Annotated in this window: 14 protein-coding genes; 9 read left to right on the top strand and 5 right to left on the bottom strand. The window is 37.4% G+C overall.

Annotated elements, in window-relative coordinates; genetic code table 11:
* Positions 1 to 861 precede the first annotated feature (861 nt).
* Complete coding sequence (locus tag GJ691_RS19570; RefSeq protein ID WP_170117818.1) at positions 862 to 1,038, bottom strand: DUF6747 family protein; 177 nt, start codon at positions 1,036 to 1,038, stop codon at positions 862 to 864.
* A 445-nt stretch (positions 1,039 to 1,483) separates the two neighbouring features.
* Here GJ691_RS19570 and GJ691_RS14685 point away from each other — a divergent pair, with 445 nt between their 5' ends.
* Positions 1,484 to 1,690 carry a hypothetical protein gene (locus GJ691_RS14685; protein WP_154368196.1) on the top strand — a complete coding sequence of 69 codons (207 nt, stop codon included), beginning with the start codon at positions 1,484 to 1,486 and terminating at the stop codon, positions 1,688 to 1,690.
* A gap of 218 nt (positions 1,691 to 1,908) precedes the next feature.
* Here the strand turns inward: GJ691_RS14685 and GJ691_RS14680 are convergent, their stop codons facing one another.
* The 3 genes from GJ691_RS14680 to GJ691_RS19760 form a co-directional block, all read right to left on the bottom strand.
* The gene (locus GJ691_RS14680) at positions 1,909 to 2,601 is read right to left on the bottom strand and encodes a LytR/AlgR family response regulator transcription factor (RefSeq protein ID WP_109650025.1); all 693 of its coding nucleotides are present in this window, start codon (positions 2,599 to 2,601) and stop codon (positions 1,909 to 1,911) included.
* Positions 2,602 to 2,825: 224 nt separating this feature from the next.
* Positions 2,826 to 3,002: a Fe-Mn family superoxide dismutase gene (locus GJ691_RS19765; protein ID WP_246200195.1), complete on the bottom strand. Its 177-nt coding sequence runs from the start codon at positions 3,000 to 3,002 to the stop codon at positions 2,826 to 2,828.
* 222 nt (positions 3,003 to 3,224) lie between these two features.
* Entirely contained in the window at positions 3,225 to 3,320 is a 96-nt protein-coding gene (locus GJ691_RS19760; protein WP_343033490.1) for a hypothetical protein, read from the bottom strand.
* Between the two features lie 888 nt (positions 3,321 to 4,208).
* Here GJ691_RS19760 and GJ691_RS14670 point away from each other — a divergent pair.
* From GJ691_RS14670 to GJ691_RS14635, 8 genes are all read left to right on the top strand, one after another.
* Positions 4,209 to 4,760, top strand: a complete 552-nt coding sequence (locus tag GJ691_RS14670) for an RNA polymerase sigma factor (protein WP_154368194.1) — start codon at positions 4,209 to 4,211, stop codon at positions 4,758 to 4,760.
* A 92-nt stretch (positions 4,761 to 4,852) separates the two neighbouring features.
* Complete coding sequence (locus GJ691_RS14665) at positions 4,853 to 5,779, top strand: FecR family protein (RefSeq protein ID WP_154368192.1); 927 nt, start codon at positions 4,853 to 4,855, stop codon at positions 5,777 to 5,779.
* A 74-nt stretch (positions 5,780 to 5,853) separates the two neighbouring features.
* The gene (locus GJ691_RS14660; protein ID WP_154368190.1) at positions 5,854 to 9,351 is read left to right on the top strand and encodes a SusC/RagA family TonB-linked outer membrane protein; all 3,498 of its coding nucleotides are present in this window, start codon (positions 5,854 to 5,856) and stop codon (positions 9,349 to 9,351) included.
* Positions 9,352 to 9,362: 11 nt separating this feature from the next.
* Positions 9,363 to 11,096 carry a RagB/SusD family nutrient uptake outer membrane protein gene (locus GJ691_RS14655; RefSeq protein ID WP_154368188.1) on the top strand — a complete coding sequence of 578 codons (1,734 nt, stop codon included), beginning with the start codon at positions 9,363 to 9,365 and terminating at the stop codon, positions 11,094 to 11,096.
* Between the two features lie 25 nt (positions 11,097 to 11,121).
* Positions 11,122 to 11,979: an endonuclease/exonuclease/phosphatase family protein gene (locus GJ691_RS14650; protein WP_179955136.1), complete on the top strand. Its 858-nt coding sequence runs from the start codon at positions 11,122 to 11,124 to the stop codon at positions 11,977 to 11,979.
* Positions 11,980 to 12,079: 100 nt separating this feature from the next.
* Positions 12,080 to 13,267 (top strand): purple acid phosphatase family protein, encoded by a 1,188-nt coding sequence (locus GJ691_RS14645; protein ID WP_179955135.1) that lies wholly within the window; start codon positions 12,080 to 12,082, stop codon positions 13,265 to 13,267.
* An 821-nt stretch (positions 13,268 to 14,088) separates the two neighbouring features.
* Positions 14,089 to 14,247 (top strand): hypothetical protein, encoded by a 159-nt coding sequence (locus GJ691_RS14640; protein ID WP_154368182.1) that lies wholly within the window; start codon positions 14,089 to 14,091, stop codon positions 14,245 to 14,247.
* Between the two features lie 8 nt (positions 14,248 to 14,255).
* Entirely contained in the window at positions 14,256 to 14,426 is a 171-nt protein-coding gene (locus GJ691_RS14635) for a hypothetical protein (RefSeq protein WP_154368180.1), read from the top strand.
* 104 nt (positions 14,427 to 14,530) lie between these two features.
* Here the strand turns inward: GJ691_RS14635 and GJ691_RS14630 are convergent, their stop codons facing one another.
* Positions 14,531 to 15,160: an RNA polymerase sigma factor gene (locus tag GJ691_RS14630; RefSeq protein ID WP_154368178.1), complete on the bottom strand. Its 630-nt coding sequence runs from the start codon at positions 15,158 to 15,160 to the stop codon at positions 14,531 to 14,533.
* Between the last annotated feature and the right edge of the window lie 273 nt (positions 15,161 to 15,433).

Below are 15,433 nucleotides of genomic sequence, written 5' to 3'. Positions count from 1 at the left end.
TTCCGATGAAAAGCGGACTTAATTCACAATTTTGTCTCGGTAATGAAGTGTTCCTTCCCAGAGTATCGGGAAGGGTCAACGAAATGGACAGCTGAAATTGGGGATTGTGTCCAAGACTTTTTTAGTGAAGCTCTTTGCCTGGAATATGATGAAAGGGAACGTGCTTAACGGATCATGAAAACGGATTGTTCTTCCTGGCGGCTTTTAAAGCAAACCAAATTATTATAATCTAGGAGGAGACCATCCCTGATTGGGGATGGTCCTAAAATAGGAGTTGAATACAATTTTAATCCAGATTCGATTTTACCAAGGATAACCATTGTCCCTAGATTGACACATATGGAACAAGTTGAATTGTAATTATTGAAAAAAGGGCTCCATAAAATGGAGCCCTTAAATTATGGAGCATTTAAACACTAACCATTAACTAAAAAAAAGCTACCATAAATTTATTGTTATAATAAAGGAATTACTACTCCATTAAGTGAATCAGGTCATACCTTTAGTTGATACTTGTAAAATATAATCAGGTATTAAAATCAAATTATTAAAATTCTTTATGGGAAATATTTCTGTAGTAATATTGATGCTTGATATCTCGTCAAATTTATCACATATTACTGGGGTGACCAATTAAATCCTTTAATAAGATCCTATCATTTTTAAAGGGGTAATGGGTAACCATCGACGACTATATGTACAATTATGGTGTTTTTGCATTTAAGTGTAGCACTGACTGATTAATAAAGGAATTCCTTTATATTCCAAAGGTCATGATAATGACCAATAGGAGTATAGCGCCAAGAAATAAGGCGCCGGAAATAATCAACACTTTCCCATCCCGTCCTTCTCTATACATGTTTAAAGGTTAGAGAATTGGAAGTCTGTAAATAGTCTGTATAAAAAGACATAGAGCACCATGGCGAACATGGCCAAGGTAAACCAGGTAAAAGCTTTGAGATAGTGCCTTACGACGTAATTTTGAATGTTCTTGAATGTCTCTAAATAGATAACTTTAAAAAGTAAAATTGTTTTCATATAACAGGGGTTTGTTTTGTTACAAAGGTTGTGTGGTTATTGAAATAGCGAATGATTTTTTCGTCAAAAGGGGGGGGAATTGGGACCGAACAACATTTGGGTTAAGGAAAGTACGTGAAGCCCTACAATAATCAGGGAGATGTAATTTGATCTTATAGGTCCAAAAGTAATTTTCTAGGATATCCTGTCCCTCTTCCGATACATCGGACAGTATGGAATTCGAATTTATTTTAGATTTTAACTCCCAAATAAAAGTACGTTTAGCGAGTGCCAGAGCATTAATATCCTCAAAGAAATTGAATAGGGACATGGAGTGTCCGAAATTGCATGTGAACTGGGAATCGACGAGGGTTCTATTTACCAATGGCACAAGAAATAAGGTGGTATAGTGGCCTACATGAAACGGTAGAAGGAATTCGAGGAGGAAAACAGCAAGCATGATCGGATGAATGCCGATTTAAGTCTGGATGAACCTATGTTAGATAACGAAATGTCAAAAAAGTTCAAGAACCTTCCGATGGGAAGCACCAAGCGAATACTTCCTAGGGAATACAGAAACCTTTTCGGGGAAGTATTCTTCCCTAAAACGAACAATAGTAACAAAAAATCGTTGAAATTGGGTTTTCCCAAAAGGGTAAGGCTGCAATGTTGATTAAACCTTTGCTTATCATTTCTTTTCATGCCCATCCGGAAACTCCATCCTATTTTTGGGATAAAGCCAACGTTTTTATTGGATGGATTCCCGTCTGTTTTTATTCCATAAATCAGCACTTATAGAATATCCTACAGAAGACCCCATCAAATCATGCCATGGCTAAAACGACAAATTGTATTGGCATGGTCACTTCATTGTAAACACTCGAGAAATACCTAAACGCCATTAAGTGCCTCCATCAATTCCGTTTTTTTGTTTCGGCTCAATGGTATCAGTCTTCCAGCAACTTCAACTTTTTTACTATTGAACTTTTCGACCTTTTCCAGATTTACAATATAGGATTTGTGGATTCTCAGGAATTTATCCTCTGGCAACTGTTGTTCAAAGGATTTCATGGTAGAGAGTATTACGATATTGGCCTCATCCGTTACCAGTTTGACATAATCCCCTAGCGCCTCGACCCATTTTATATTGTTCAGGACAACCTTACGCTTTTTCAAATTACTTTTCACGAAGATATATTCAGCATCCCCGTCAACCTTGTGCATCTTCCCATAATTGGCCATTGCCCTTTTTACGGCATTATTGAAACGGGTGAGGGTAATCGGTTTGTGCAGGTAATCCGTTACGTCATAATCAAAGGCCCGAAGTGCATAATCCGGTTTGCCGGTAATCAAGATTACCTGTGGCGGGTTCACCAAGGATTCTAAAAGATCAAAACCATTGATGATCGGCATTTCCACATCCAAGAAAATAAGGTCGATATCATTGTTGTTTATCCCGTTCTTTGCCTCAATAGCATTGCTGTACTCCGCTACCATTTCCAGGTTTGGGTGGTTGTCAACTAATTTGGCCACGGCCATCCGCTGTATGTATGAATCGTCTACAATTATACTTCTCAATTTCATTCGTGGTAATCTTTGGGGTTAAATCATCAGCAAGGTATATGAACATCATTTTTCACCGCAATAAAAGATGTGAATAGGGGATTAAATGTTGTGTAGATGGAAATAATAAAGGTTTTAATATTTGGCTAAGATTATTATATGGGGACGGTTATCCTTGGCCAATATCTTACGATGGGGTTTATACAGATATCACTTATTTTTATTTCATATTTTTGTTTGCAAATTCACAGTATAATTTCGCAGAAACCTTCTTCGATTTTTGGTCGGGCTTTTCGATAGTCAATAATATAGTAGTGTTCCCTCAAATCAGGAGTGAGAATTGGTTTTTTGATTTCCGTAAGTGGGGTATGGGAATCTTCGATTGGAATAATTTCAAGATTTTTGTATTCATCCAGGGGCAATCAAGCCCATCCATAGCCGAACAACTTAACGACTGAAATGGAAACTGTTCTTTGAATTGATGATATCAGCCAAAATCACGTGTTGTCAATTCTCCAATTTCTTTCTACCTCAGGCGAAAGACAATGCAAGAAGAAACTGTGATTGGAATTTTGGGCAGTATTGTTGTATAACGCATAATTATTGTCAATAAGCCCTTTCTAAATAATGATTTCGATACGGCTCTATTCTATTGGCGTACACTTTACTGAACCTGTCAGATTGTTTACATCGGCTTCATGGTGTTTTTCGTAATGGTTATCAAATGTCTTTTCGGTAATGAAAGGGCTTAAGGAATTATTGTTATATGGTAAATATGGTATTAGCTACGTAATGATCATCATTTTTATTTAAACACAAATGAATTTTAATGGGTGTTTGCTTTCTCCATTAAAACTTCCTTAGACTTCCCGATTACAAATGGACTTGATTCCACGTTTTGGCTAGGGGGCGAAGTATTACTTCCCGGCAAAGGGGGGAGGGGTAGTGAAGTGGAAAGCCAAAAAGGGGATTAGGTCCAAGACTTATTTAGTGAAGCTCTTTGCCTGGAATATGATGAAAGGCAACGTGCTGAACGGATCATAAAAACTGAATATTCTTTCTGACGGGTTTTAAAGCGAACTAAACTATTATAATGTAGGTTTGGATTTAAGGAGACTCTTTTTTTTCGATTCCATAAAACGTCAATCAACCAAACTACAAAAGGAGAACAAGAATGGGAGGTTCTTGGAAAGACCGCATGATTATTGATAAGTCAAACTCTTATTTCAGGTCCTTTTCAAACTTTTTTACATAAAATCGTATTCGGTAGCGTATACGCTGATTATTAGAACATTTTCAAATTTATATGTTTTGTATAACTAACAGAATTATTTAAAGGATTAATGTTTTTTAGGACTTTATCTGGAATCCGAATCTTAGGATTCCATCTTAGAATAGTTCAAAATTTCACACAGCCAACATAAAAAAACAAACCTTGTTTTGAGCCAATTTCGGTTACCCATTTTTTATTTGGAACTGTTTATGTAAGACCTTATTTATGGTGTCGGGCATTCATTATGATAAAAGGATTTTTCATTATAATACCCCTTCATCATGAGACAGTTCTTTAATCTAAGCTTTACTTTTAGTTAATGTTCCTGACTTAAATATTTGATTTATTTGTGTCCATGCAGGAACATAAGATTAACCGTATTTCTTCCTTCGATTTGATGGAGAGAATTAAGAATTCCGATCAATTGGCTCTCCGAATCCTATATGGTAGGCTTTGGGAATGTATGTATGTGTTGGCTTTTAGTATGCTACATGACGAAGCTGTTTCTAAGGATATTGTCCAAGAGATTTGGATAGATCTCTGGGAAAGAAGAAATAAGATTCTTAATCAGAACATAGAAGCTTACATCATTAAGGCAACAAGATTTAAGGTTTTCAAAGTTTTGAGGGATACAAAGATGAATATCGTTCCAGAGGAATTTTTGGAAGGATTGAGTACTTCTGATGCTGATGGGACTTTGGAAAAAATATATGTTAAGGAAACAGAGTCCAAGATCCATAAAGCCGTGGAAAAGCTTCCGAAAAAATGCAATCAGGTATTTCTCCTAAGTAGAAAAGAAGGTTTGGCAAACGCTGAAATTTCGAAGATGTTGAATATCTCCCAAAGGACCGTGGAAACCCATATTTCCAATGCTATAGTCCGTATAAAGCGGGAACTTACCATATAGGTGCCAAACCCTATGTTTCCCTTTTTTTAAAATAATCAATTTTTTTTACGTGTGACGGTGATGTTCTGGTATATAGTATTAGAACATTAGACATGACCGAAAAACAATTCAAAGAGCTTCTAGATAAATATCTGCAAGGAAAAACTTCGCCGAAAGAGGAAAAAATACTAAATGATTTCCAAGACTTCGCAATTTCACATTCAACAGCAAGTGTTTTTAAAAACGATGACAATAAGAAAAGGATCGAAGAAGAAGTCTTTGGTAACATTGAAGGTCATATAAACAAAAAAGTTTCTACAGGAACATGGATGAGGATAGCGGCCTCGATAGTAATCCTAATAGGTATAGGAACATTTTTTTACAATATGGATATTTCGAATGCCATAGTGATTACGAACAATTCCGAAACCTTTAAAACCACCAAACTTGAAGACGGAAGCCTAATTACGCTCAACGCAAACAGTTCATTACGTTTTGACAATAATCATAAGGGAGTACGACTTGCAGAGTTGGATGGTGAAGCCTTTTTTGAAATAGCAAGGGATGAACAAAAGCCTTTCATCATTACGACAGGATCAATAAGTACAAAGGTTTTGGGAACTAGTTTTAATATAAAGGAAACCGATTCTGTTATTGATGTTACGGTAGCTACAGGTCTCGTTCAAGTTTCCAATGGTGTCAATGCCGTAAAATTAAAACCTAACCAGAGGGTTGAATACAGCTCAATGTCAAAATCTTTTAAAACTACCGAAATAGATCACAATCTGTACACATCCTGGTATAAGAATAAGGCTGAGTTTAATGAAGTTAGAATGGTTGATTTAGCCAAATATTTAGAATCTAGATTTGGTGTGAATATCACGTTTATAAAGGAAAGGACAAAAAATGTTCAAATGACCTTGACCATTGCCCAAGAAGAATCTTTGGAGGACATATTGAATACGATCAATTATATCAGTGAATTAAAACTAACCAAAATCCAAACCAATGAAATAGAAGCCAATTTTAAAAACCAATAGAAACGGAGAAGGGTCTGCTGCTACAGACCCCTCAATTATAAGCGTCGAATGTCAAAATATAAACAACACTTAATATGAAAATAGATTTTAATTATTTTAAACCTAAACTGTCAATATTGGCATTCCTATGCTTTATAGGGGTCTATGCTTCCGGCAGTTCAAATGAGCCAAATATAAGTATTAAACTTAAAGATGCTAGGCTTGTTCAGATTTTTTCCGAGTTGGAACAAAAAACCGATTATGAATTTAGTTATGGTCAATTTGTACTGAAGAATGAAATAAAATATTCAGTTGTCCAAGAAAATAGTACATTGGAAAAAGTACTGGAAAGTTTATCAAAAAAGGCCAATTTCATTTATAGAATCGATAAAAACCATGTATTGGTTGCAGAAAGCCCTAAAACAGGAAGTGCAGAACAGCAAGGCACTATTGAAGGGTTGGTAGTTGATAGTGATGGGAATCCATTGCCAGGAGCCACTATTATGGAAAAAGGAACCAATAATGGTACCACTACTGATTTTGACGGCAATTTTTCCCTTAAAATCTCTGGTGCTTCGGCAACAATCCAGATAACCTACATAGGTTTTGAAATGCAGGAGATTACGGAAACAGTAGGTTCAAATATCGTCATTGAATTAAAATCGGGTTCCAATACTTTGGATGAGGTTGTTGTAGTTGGTTATGGAAAGAAAAGTAAGGAGAAACTAATCGACGCCGTCAACAAGGTAGATATCGCAACTATTGAAAATCGACCATTATCCAATGCCGCAAATGCGTTGCAAGGAGCGAGTCCTGGGCTTAATATTGTTCAGACCAGTGGAAAACCAGGAGACGCACCAAGGATTAACATTCGTGGATTTACCACAATAAACGGTGGTTCGCCATTGGTCATGGTAGATGGGGTTGAAGGGGATATCAACAACTTGAATCCAGATGATATTGAGGCCATAAGTGTTTTAAAGGATGCTGGGGCATCTGCGGTTTATGGAGCCAGAGGAGCGTTTGGGGTGGTATTGGTAACTACTAAAAAAGCCAAGAAAGGAGACTTTACGATTAATGTGAATCATACGACGGCCTTTAGTTCGCCCACGATGAATACGGATTTCTTAACGGACCCCTATAAGTCCACAATGTTGGTCGACGAAGCCTTTAGGACGGCCGTAGGAAGATCGTATACGGGGTATACCGAACAAGATTACGCTGCACTTCTTGAGGTTTCCCAAGATCCATCAAAGGCAAGGGTTATAACCGATATACGCAACGGTAGGGAGCAATACGTACATTATGGGGCAACCGATTGGTGGAATACGTTCTTCAGGAAAAATTCACCATCCAATATTACGAATGTTTCACTCTCTGGAGGATCGGAAAAAGTGAGGACCTTTTTCTCATACAGAAACTATCAATCTACTGGAATACTAAAAGTACAGGATGATATTTTCAAGCAATATAACCTTAGGGGGAAATTGGAGGTTGATGCAAAAGATTGGTTGACCTTTAGTAATAATATGCAGTACAATCGCTCTAATGATATACAACATGGGGGTAGTCAATACGGTAATTATTCGAATCCTTGGAGCAGCTTGATATGGGTACATGCCTTACCGGCTTATGTACCGGTCAATCCGGATGGTAATGCCCTTTGGAGGACCGAATTGAATAACTATACGGTAGGGGATGGGATTTATGCCGCACTTCTGCATGGTAAATCAAAACAGGAAACTGATAATCAAGAGTTTTCGAATATCGCAACAGCCATCATTACGCCTTTTGAGGGTATGGAAATAACAACAAGTTATGCCCTGCGAAAAATGACGTACAATAGATATCAAAGATCTACGAGAATACCGTATTCGATATTTACTGATGAAGTCGGTATTATGGGAAGCGATAGGTTGACCGAATACAACAGCCAATCAAGTTACAATGCTTTTAACGTGTATGGGGAGTATCGAAAACAGCTATCAGATCATTTTATAAGTGCTATGGTAGGTTTCAATCAGGAGTCTTATGATGTTAAGAATATTGAGGCGAGTAAACTGAACAGTATATCGGACGACCTAAATTCATTAGGCTTGGCTACTTCCAATGCAGAAGCCAATGGTAGTGCTTCAGCTTGGGGATTACAAGGTCTTTTCTATAGACTTTCTTATGATTACAAAAAGAAATATCTATTGGAGCTTAATGGGCGATACGATGGTTCTTCAAGGTTTCCATCTGATTATCGATGGGGCTTTTTCCCATCTGTTTCTGCAGGATGGATTGTTTCCAACGAAGAATTCCTAAAAGAAAGCAATACAATAAATCAATTTAAATTGAGGGCTTCTTACGGGTCTTTAGGAAATCAGAACATTGATGATTATGCCTATATACCTACCTTGAACAAGGATATTGATACCGGTTACGCTATCGACGGGGGCACCTTGGATTATATTGAGTCACCAAGCTTGAATCCAAATGAAATTACTTGGGAAGAGGTAAAAACCTTAAACCTAGGAATTGACCTTTCTTTTTTTCAAAATAGGTTGACGACTAATTTTGATTGGTTTCAAAGGGATACGGAAGGCATGCTTACTCAAGGAGCCACTTTGCCAAGTGTATTGGGGGCAGCTTCTCCCCAGGAAAACGCAGCAGATCTACAGACTAGAGGTTTCGAATGGTCTTTAGGGTATAATGATTCTTTTGAATTGGGTAACGATACGTTCAATTTTTCAATTGTTGGTTCCTTATCCAACTCAAAAACCAAGATTACGAAGTTTGATAACCCTACCAATAGTTTATTGGATTATTATGAAGGTATGACCATTGGTGAGTTATGGGGATATCACATTGATGGCCTTTTTCAAACAGCGGACGAAGTTGCGGCACATGCGGACCAGACAAGGGTCTCCAATAGAATTGTTGCTGCAGGAGGACTCCAACCTGGGGATGTCAAGTATATGGACTTGAATAATGACGGGGTAATCGATGAAGGGGAAAATACATTGGATAATTCGGGTGACCGCAGGATTATAGGGAATACAGCACCACAATACCTGTATAGCTTTAAGATAAATGCGGATTATAAAGGTTTTGATATATCCGCCTTTTTTCAAGGGGTTGGAAAACAGGATTGGTATCCAGATCGTGACTCAAGATTGTTTTGGGCCATGTACAACCGACCTTATGATTCGTTCATACGAAAAGATTTGGCCAATGATATTTGGACTCCTGAAAACACGGATGCATACTTCCCTAGGATGTTCGGGTATATAGCTCTTTCCGAAAGTGATGCCCTTGGTGCCGTTAACAATAGATATTTACAGGATATATCTTACCTCAGAATGAAGAACATAACCTTGGGGTATACACTTCCTTCCAAGATAATAGACCGCTTACCTTTCAACAAGCTGAGGGTTTATTTCAGTGGTGAGAATCTGTTGACATTTACCAAGCTGACTGATTATATTGATCCGGAAGCCGCTGGTAACTCAGTGAACCTTAATTCACCTTCTACTTCCGCAAATAGGAGTACGGCACAAACAGTGCCTTTTTCAAAGATTTATTCAATGGGTATTTCAATACAATTTTAAAAACACGCATTATGAAATTTAATTATTTATTATTGATCTGTATCCTATTATTGTCGGGATGTAGTGATGAGTTTTTAGACAAGGAACCACTTTCAGATGTGACTCCTGAGAATTTCTTCTTAAAATCCAGTGATTTACTACTCTATACCAACGGATTCTATAGAATGTTTCCCAGTACCTCTATATATGACGGTGACGAAACGGCTGATAATATAGTTGCAACTACGTTGAGTGAAGAAATGCGTGGTGCCAGAACCATACCGACCACTGGAGGTGGATGGGATTGGGAATACCTTAGGGATATTAATTACTTTCTTGAAAATTATGAGAAATGTGAAGATGAAGCCGCTAAATTACACTACAGTGGGGTAGCCTATTTTTTCAGGGCTTATTTTTATTTCGAAAAACTGAAAAGGTTTGGCGAAGTTCCTTACTATGAAGGTACTATTGAGGCAGATGACTTAGAAAGTCTTCAAGCTCCGAGAGAAAGTAGGCAGTTCATAGCAAACAAGATCTTGGAAGATTTGGACAAGGCGGTAAGTAATTTGAACGAAGAGGTTCAGGCGTATCGCATTACGAAGTACAGTGCTCTTGCGCTAAAGTCTAGGGTGGGCCTTTATGAGGGAACCTATGAGAAGTATCGGGGTATTACGGGTTATGAAGTATACCTCAATGTCGCTATGGAGGCTTCCTTGGATTTGATGGAGGACTCTCCTTATTCCGTTTATAGTACGGGAAGTATCGAAGCGGATTACATGAACCTGTTCAATTCACACGATGCACAGATCGCCGAGGTTATTTTAAGTAGGCAGTTTACACAAACAGTGGCCGTGGACCACAATGTAAATTACTACACCACCACGTCTTCCTATGGGAGACCGGGAATGCCCAAGGATTTGGTGAACAGTTATTTGATGGACGATGGGTCGAGGTTTACCGATAATGCCGGATATGATGAGCTGTTTTTTACTGAAGAGGTTCAGGGGAGGGATCCCCGGTTAGCACAGACCATAAGAACTCCCGGTTACACAAGAAAGGGAGAAAGTATGGAGTTGGTTCCTAATCTAGGTGCAACAATGACGGGTTATCAATTAACAAAATATGTGACCGAACCGGTTTATGATACCTATGATGAGTCTATAGGTGATTTACCTCTATTAAGGTTCGGCGAAGTTTTGTTGAACTATGCGGAAGCCAAGGCGGAATTGGGAACATTGGATCAATCCGATTTGGACGCCTCCATACAATTGTTACGTGAGAGGGTAGGCATGCCTGCCTTGAGCCTAAACGATGCCAATAGTGATCCAGATCCATTTTTGGAAGATCAATATCCTACGGTCGAAGGCACAAATAAAGGTGTAATTCTTGAGATTAGAAGAGAGCGTAGGATCGAACTTTATATGGAAAACCATAGGTGGAATGATATTGTTCGATGGAAATCCGGACAAACATTGACCCAACCTTTGAGAGGATTGTATTTTCCGGGAACTGGTGAATATGATATGGATTCAGATGGAAACGTTGATGTGGTTTTATTTGAAGGGGATGAGCCTTCCGGACAAATGACAGGTGTTCAATATATCAAAATTGGTTCTGATATCTATTTTGACGAAAAAAACCTGATCAATCCCCAACCAGATTTCAATGTCAGATCTTTTAATGAAGAAAGGGATTATCTATATCCAATTCCTAGGGTAGAATTACAATTGAATCCAAATTTAACCCAAAACCCAGGTTGGGAATAATTCGAATAATAAAATGGAAAAAAAGATGATTTATAGACTTTTTATCTTGTTTTTTATAGTGGGTTCTCAGAACACATTTGCACAGGATTCTTCCGACATAAAAGCAATGACCTTTAACATTCGATATGCCAGTCCGAATGACGGTATCAACATATGGGAGAATAGGCGCGACTGGCTTTGCAGCAGCATCGGTTTTTTTGATGTGGATGTTTTTGGTGCACAGGAAGTTATAAAAAGTCAGTTGGATGATATGGTAACAAGGTTACCTGAATATGATCATGTGGGCATAGGCAGGAATGGGGGAGATGAAGGCGAATTTTGCCCTGTTTTTTATAAGAAAACAACCTTCGACCTATTGGATAATGGTACGTTTTGGTTGTCGGAAACACCAACAAAGGTGAATTCAAAAGGCTGGGACGCCGCTTTGCCTCGTATTGTAACATGGGTAAAGTTGAAACATTTGGGTAAAGGAAAGGAGTTTTACTTTTTTAATGTCCATTTTGATCATAAAGGGGAGACCGCTCGCTTGGAAAGTGCAAAGCTTTTAAAGAAAATGGTTCAAAAGATAGCTAAAGCGGAACCGTTCTTGATCAGTGGGGATTTTAACTTTCCGCCTTCGGCAGCACCTTATTCCGAACTTGTTGATGAGAAAGAAGCCAACGTAAAGATCTTGGATAGCAAGGCACGGGCAAAAAAGGTTTATGGTCCTTCGTACACCTTTAACGGGTTTGCGTTGGAACCCGATGAGGAAAGGGAGCGAATAGATTACATCTTCAGTAGTGGGGATGTGACTATTTTGAAACACCATACCGTTGATGGTCAAAGGGGAAATAAATATATCTCCGACCATTTCCCCATTTTGGTAGATGTACGTTTCCAATAATATTTTTTAAGTGCCGCCCTGAATGATGAGATGGGCGGCACTTTTTTTATGGTCAGGTCTGGTTATAAATAGTAAAAACAAATGTCTTAAAAAACAAAGAATGATAAAAAAGCAAAACAGGAAATCGAGTCTTCTTCACATAATAGTTGTATTGGTATGCGCTGTGAAATTCACATATGGTCAAGATATCGCCATTACACACGGCCCGTTTATTCAATATTTAACGGACAATAGTGTGGTGGTCAATTGGAGCGCTTCCGTTGATTGCGTTTCCTGGGTAGAATATTATGAGGAAGATGGCTCTAATTTTTACCAAAAAGAAAGGTTAAAAGTGTTTAGTGCAACCGGCGGATTAAAAAATATAGGTAAACGGCATTCGGTTACCATAAATGGCCTTAAACCACGAACAAAATATGCCTATCGCATTTATTCGCAGGCAGTGACAGAAGAGGGTGATTTAGGTAAAATAGCGGCGACACGGGTATATAAGAAACAACCCCTTTATTTTACGACACTAGATCGGGAAAAGGAGCAAACATCATGTGTTGTTTTAAGCGATATGCACGAAAACGGACCTAAAGTGGGGCTACTCTTGAATAATGTGGAATGGAACAAAACGGATTTTGTATTGCTGAATGGTGATTTTGTGAACAATGCTACGGGCGAAGAGGCGATATACAGTGTGTTGGATACTTGTGTGGATATATTCGCAAAGGAAAAACCGCTCTATATTGTACGCGGAAATCATGAAACAAGGGGAGCCGCAGCACGTGAATTGGGTACGTACTTTAATTTCCCACAAAAGGAATATTATTATACATTTTCATCAGGAACGACTTTCTTTATTGTGTTGGATTCTGGAGAGGATAAACCCGATTCGGATATGGAGTATAGTGGTATGGCAGATTTTGATTTATACCGTAGTAATCAGGCTCAATGGTTATCTGAGGTGGTGGCATCTGATGCATTCAAGAATGCGGAGCAAAAGATTGTATTCATGCATATTCCTCCTTTTAGTAAAAAAGAAGGAAATGAGTGGCATGGCGATTTGGAGGTTAGGAAAAAATTCATGCCTATTTTAAATAAAGTGGATATTGATTTGATGGTATGTGGACATAAACATTCCTATTCAGTGATTCCTCGGAGCCAGGGCCGCAACAATTTTCCTATTATGGTAGTGGACCACGAATCACGAGTGGACCTATTAATCGATAAGTCCGGTATTAGCGCAAAAAGATTTGATATGGATTCAAAATTGGTTTCTGATTTATTCTTTGGTAGTAAATGATATTTGAGAAATCCATTTTTTAAGGATTTTGTTAGTTTGAGTTAGTTTTGAGAAAAGGGAGGGAAGTAATTTTCTCTCCTTTTTTTGTCTATGATACAGATATTATTTTCATATATATCATGGTGTTTTAGGGTATGAAGGGTAAGTATTTTTGTAATTGTGGCGTAGTCAGTGGGATTGTCAGGGGTAGGTGATTTCCTTGGGTAATCATTAGGTTGGTTCAAGGCTGGCAGAATTTGATTTATGGGTAAATGGCGGTTAGGTAAGTGCTGGGTATAGCATAGTAACTCATTTAAATGGCCATTTTGGAGGGGAGTTTTAATCGCGTAACAAATCATTTTTTCAATCATTCCCCAATTGAACAAAAATTTGGCGTTTAGTATGAAACAATTGCCTTTTCCTATTTAAACCAAACATATATTTGCCCTGAACCCTAAAGTTCTTATCTATCCATTTAGAGAGGGGACTATCTCTGATAGGGGATGGTTTTAAAATAGGAGCTGAAACCATTATTAATCCAGGTGCGATTTACCCGCGAAACCATCGTCTTAGGATTGATACATGTTGAACAATAAATTTGGAAGGATGTTTTAAAGAAAAAGGGCTCCCTAATAAGGAGCCCTTTACCTATGGGGGATTTCAAACACTAACCAATAACTAAAAATTGCCCGCCATAAGTTCTCCTTAAAGTCTTGGAAGAATCAAAGGTATTACATCTAAGTTGTTTGACAAACGAATTAAAAAGCTAGTTTATCAGAAAGTATCTACCAAAATTTTATCAAAAGAGGATTTTCCTTTTGAAAAATTAAGCTTTCAGTACGATGGAGGTAACTCCTGACAAAGATTTAAATGGAGGAAGTATAGGACGAATTAAAACAAAAATAGAAACCAATGGTAATTTTGAATTAGTGGGTGATATAAAACAAAGTAACAATACCCACCTTGGATGGGATGTTAGGCACAAACAACGGTTTCTATAACCGACCAATTGGATCAAAAGATAAATACAGCTGAGAATTTCTTTAACATCCCCGATAATTCTTGGGTAGTAAATGCTTCTGCTGGAATTTCCGTCCAATATGGCAAGTTCATCTATAAGATCCACGATCAAAAGATAATTTTCAGAGGGGATTGGGCCAAGGAAGTTGGTAGGAAATAATTATCCGATGAGTAAAGTATAAAGTGTTGTTTACAAAGCCACTTTTTGAAATTTAATTAATTTTGCCCCACCGAAATATCTTCCTATCTAAAGCATAAACAAAGTTAATATAATCTATTTTCAAATCTCCTGGTTAAAAGGGAAAGGTCATTTATCACTTGTTTGTTGATACCAAATAGTAAGAAGAATATAGCTTCGGCTTTAGCCCCAAGTTTTTCGGTCAGAATTTTAAATGCACGAGTAATATGGCCTTCCACTGTTTTTATGGAAATATTAAGATATTCGGAGATTTCTGTATGGGTAAGACCTTCTTTTTTGTTCAATAAGAAAATTTCTTTACATTTTGAGGGCAAATTTTCGATTTCGGAGTTCATTAACTTTATGAGTCTGTCAATTTCATCCTGTTCTATTTCGGCAACTAAATCAATGGCTTCGATATATTTTTTCTCCAAATGTATTACAGGCTTGTTTTTTCTGTATTGATTGATGAATTCATTATACACTGATTTGTATAAATAACTCTTGATAGGGAAATTGGGTTTTATATTTTTTCTATTTGTCCAAATAGCGACAAATACATTTTGCACTATATCCTCTGCAAGGTTAGGGTCGTTGCATAATGATTGGGCATAACAACATAATCTTTGGTAATAGGAATCCATTAAAATATCATAGGCTTTGGAATCCCCAGATACTAATCTTTGGGTCAAAAATTGATTTTTATTATTCTTCATAAATAATATGGTATTCTTAACATGGAGGGTTAGTATTTGCAAATATCAAAAAAAAGTATCAGAAATAAAGGGGTATTCAAATTTAAAACGTATTAGTTTTAAATATATAACTAAAAATAGAAAATATGATAATTAAGATTTTCAACATATCACTTGGAACCTTTTGAAAATATACGATTCACAGAGTAACAGAAAAGCCATTAATAGACGCAATATTACAAACTACCGGAAATCAGTTATTTTATAAGTGATATCCATCTTGGAATCAAAGAA

The organism is Maribacter luteus (assembly GCF_009674825.1).
In the GTDB taxonomy this organism is placed as follows: Bacteria; Bacteroidota; Bacteroidia; order Flavobacteriales; family Flavobacteriaceae; genus Maribacter_A; species Maribacter_A luteus.
This window is presented reverse-complemented; position numbering and strand designations above follow the sequence as displayed.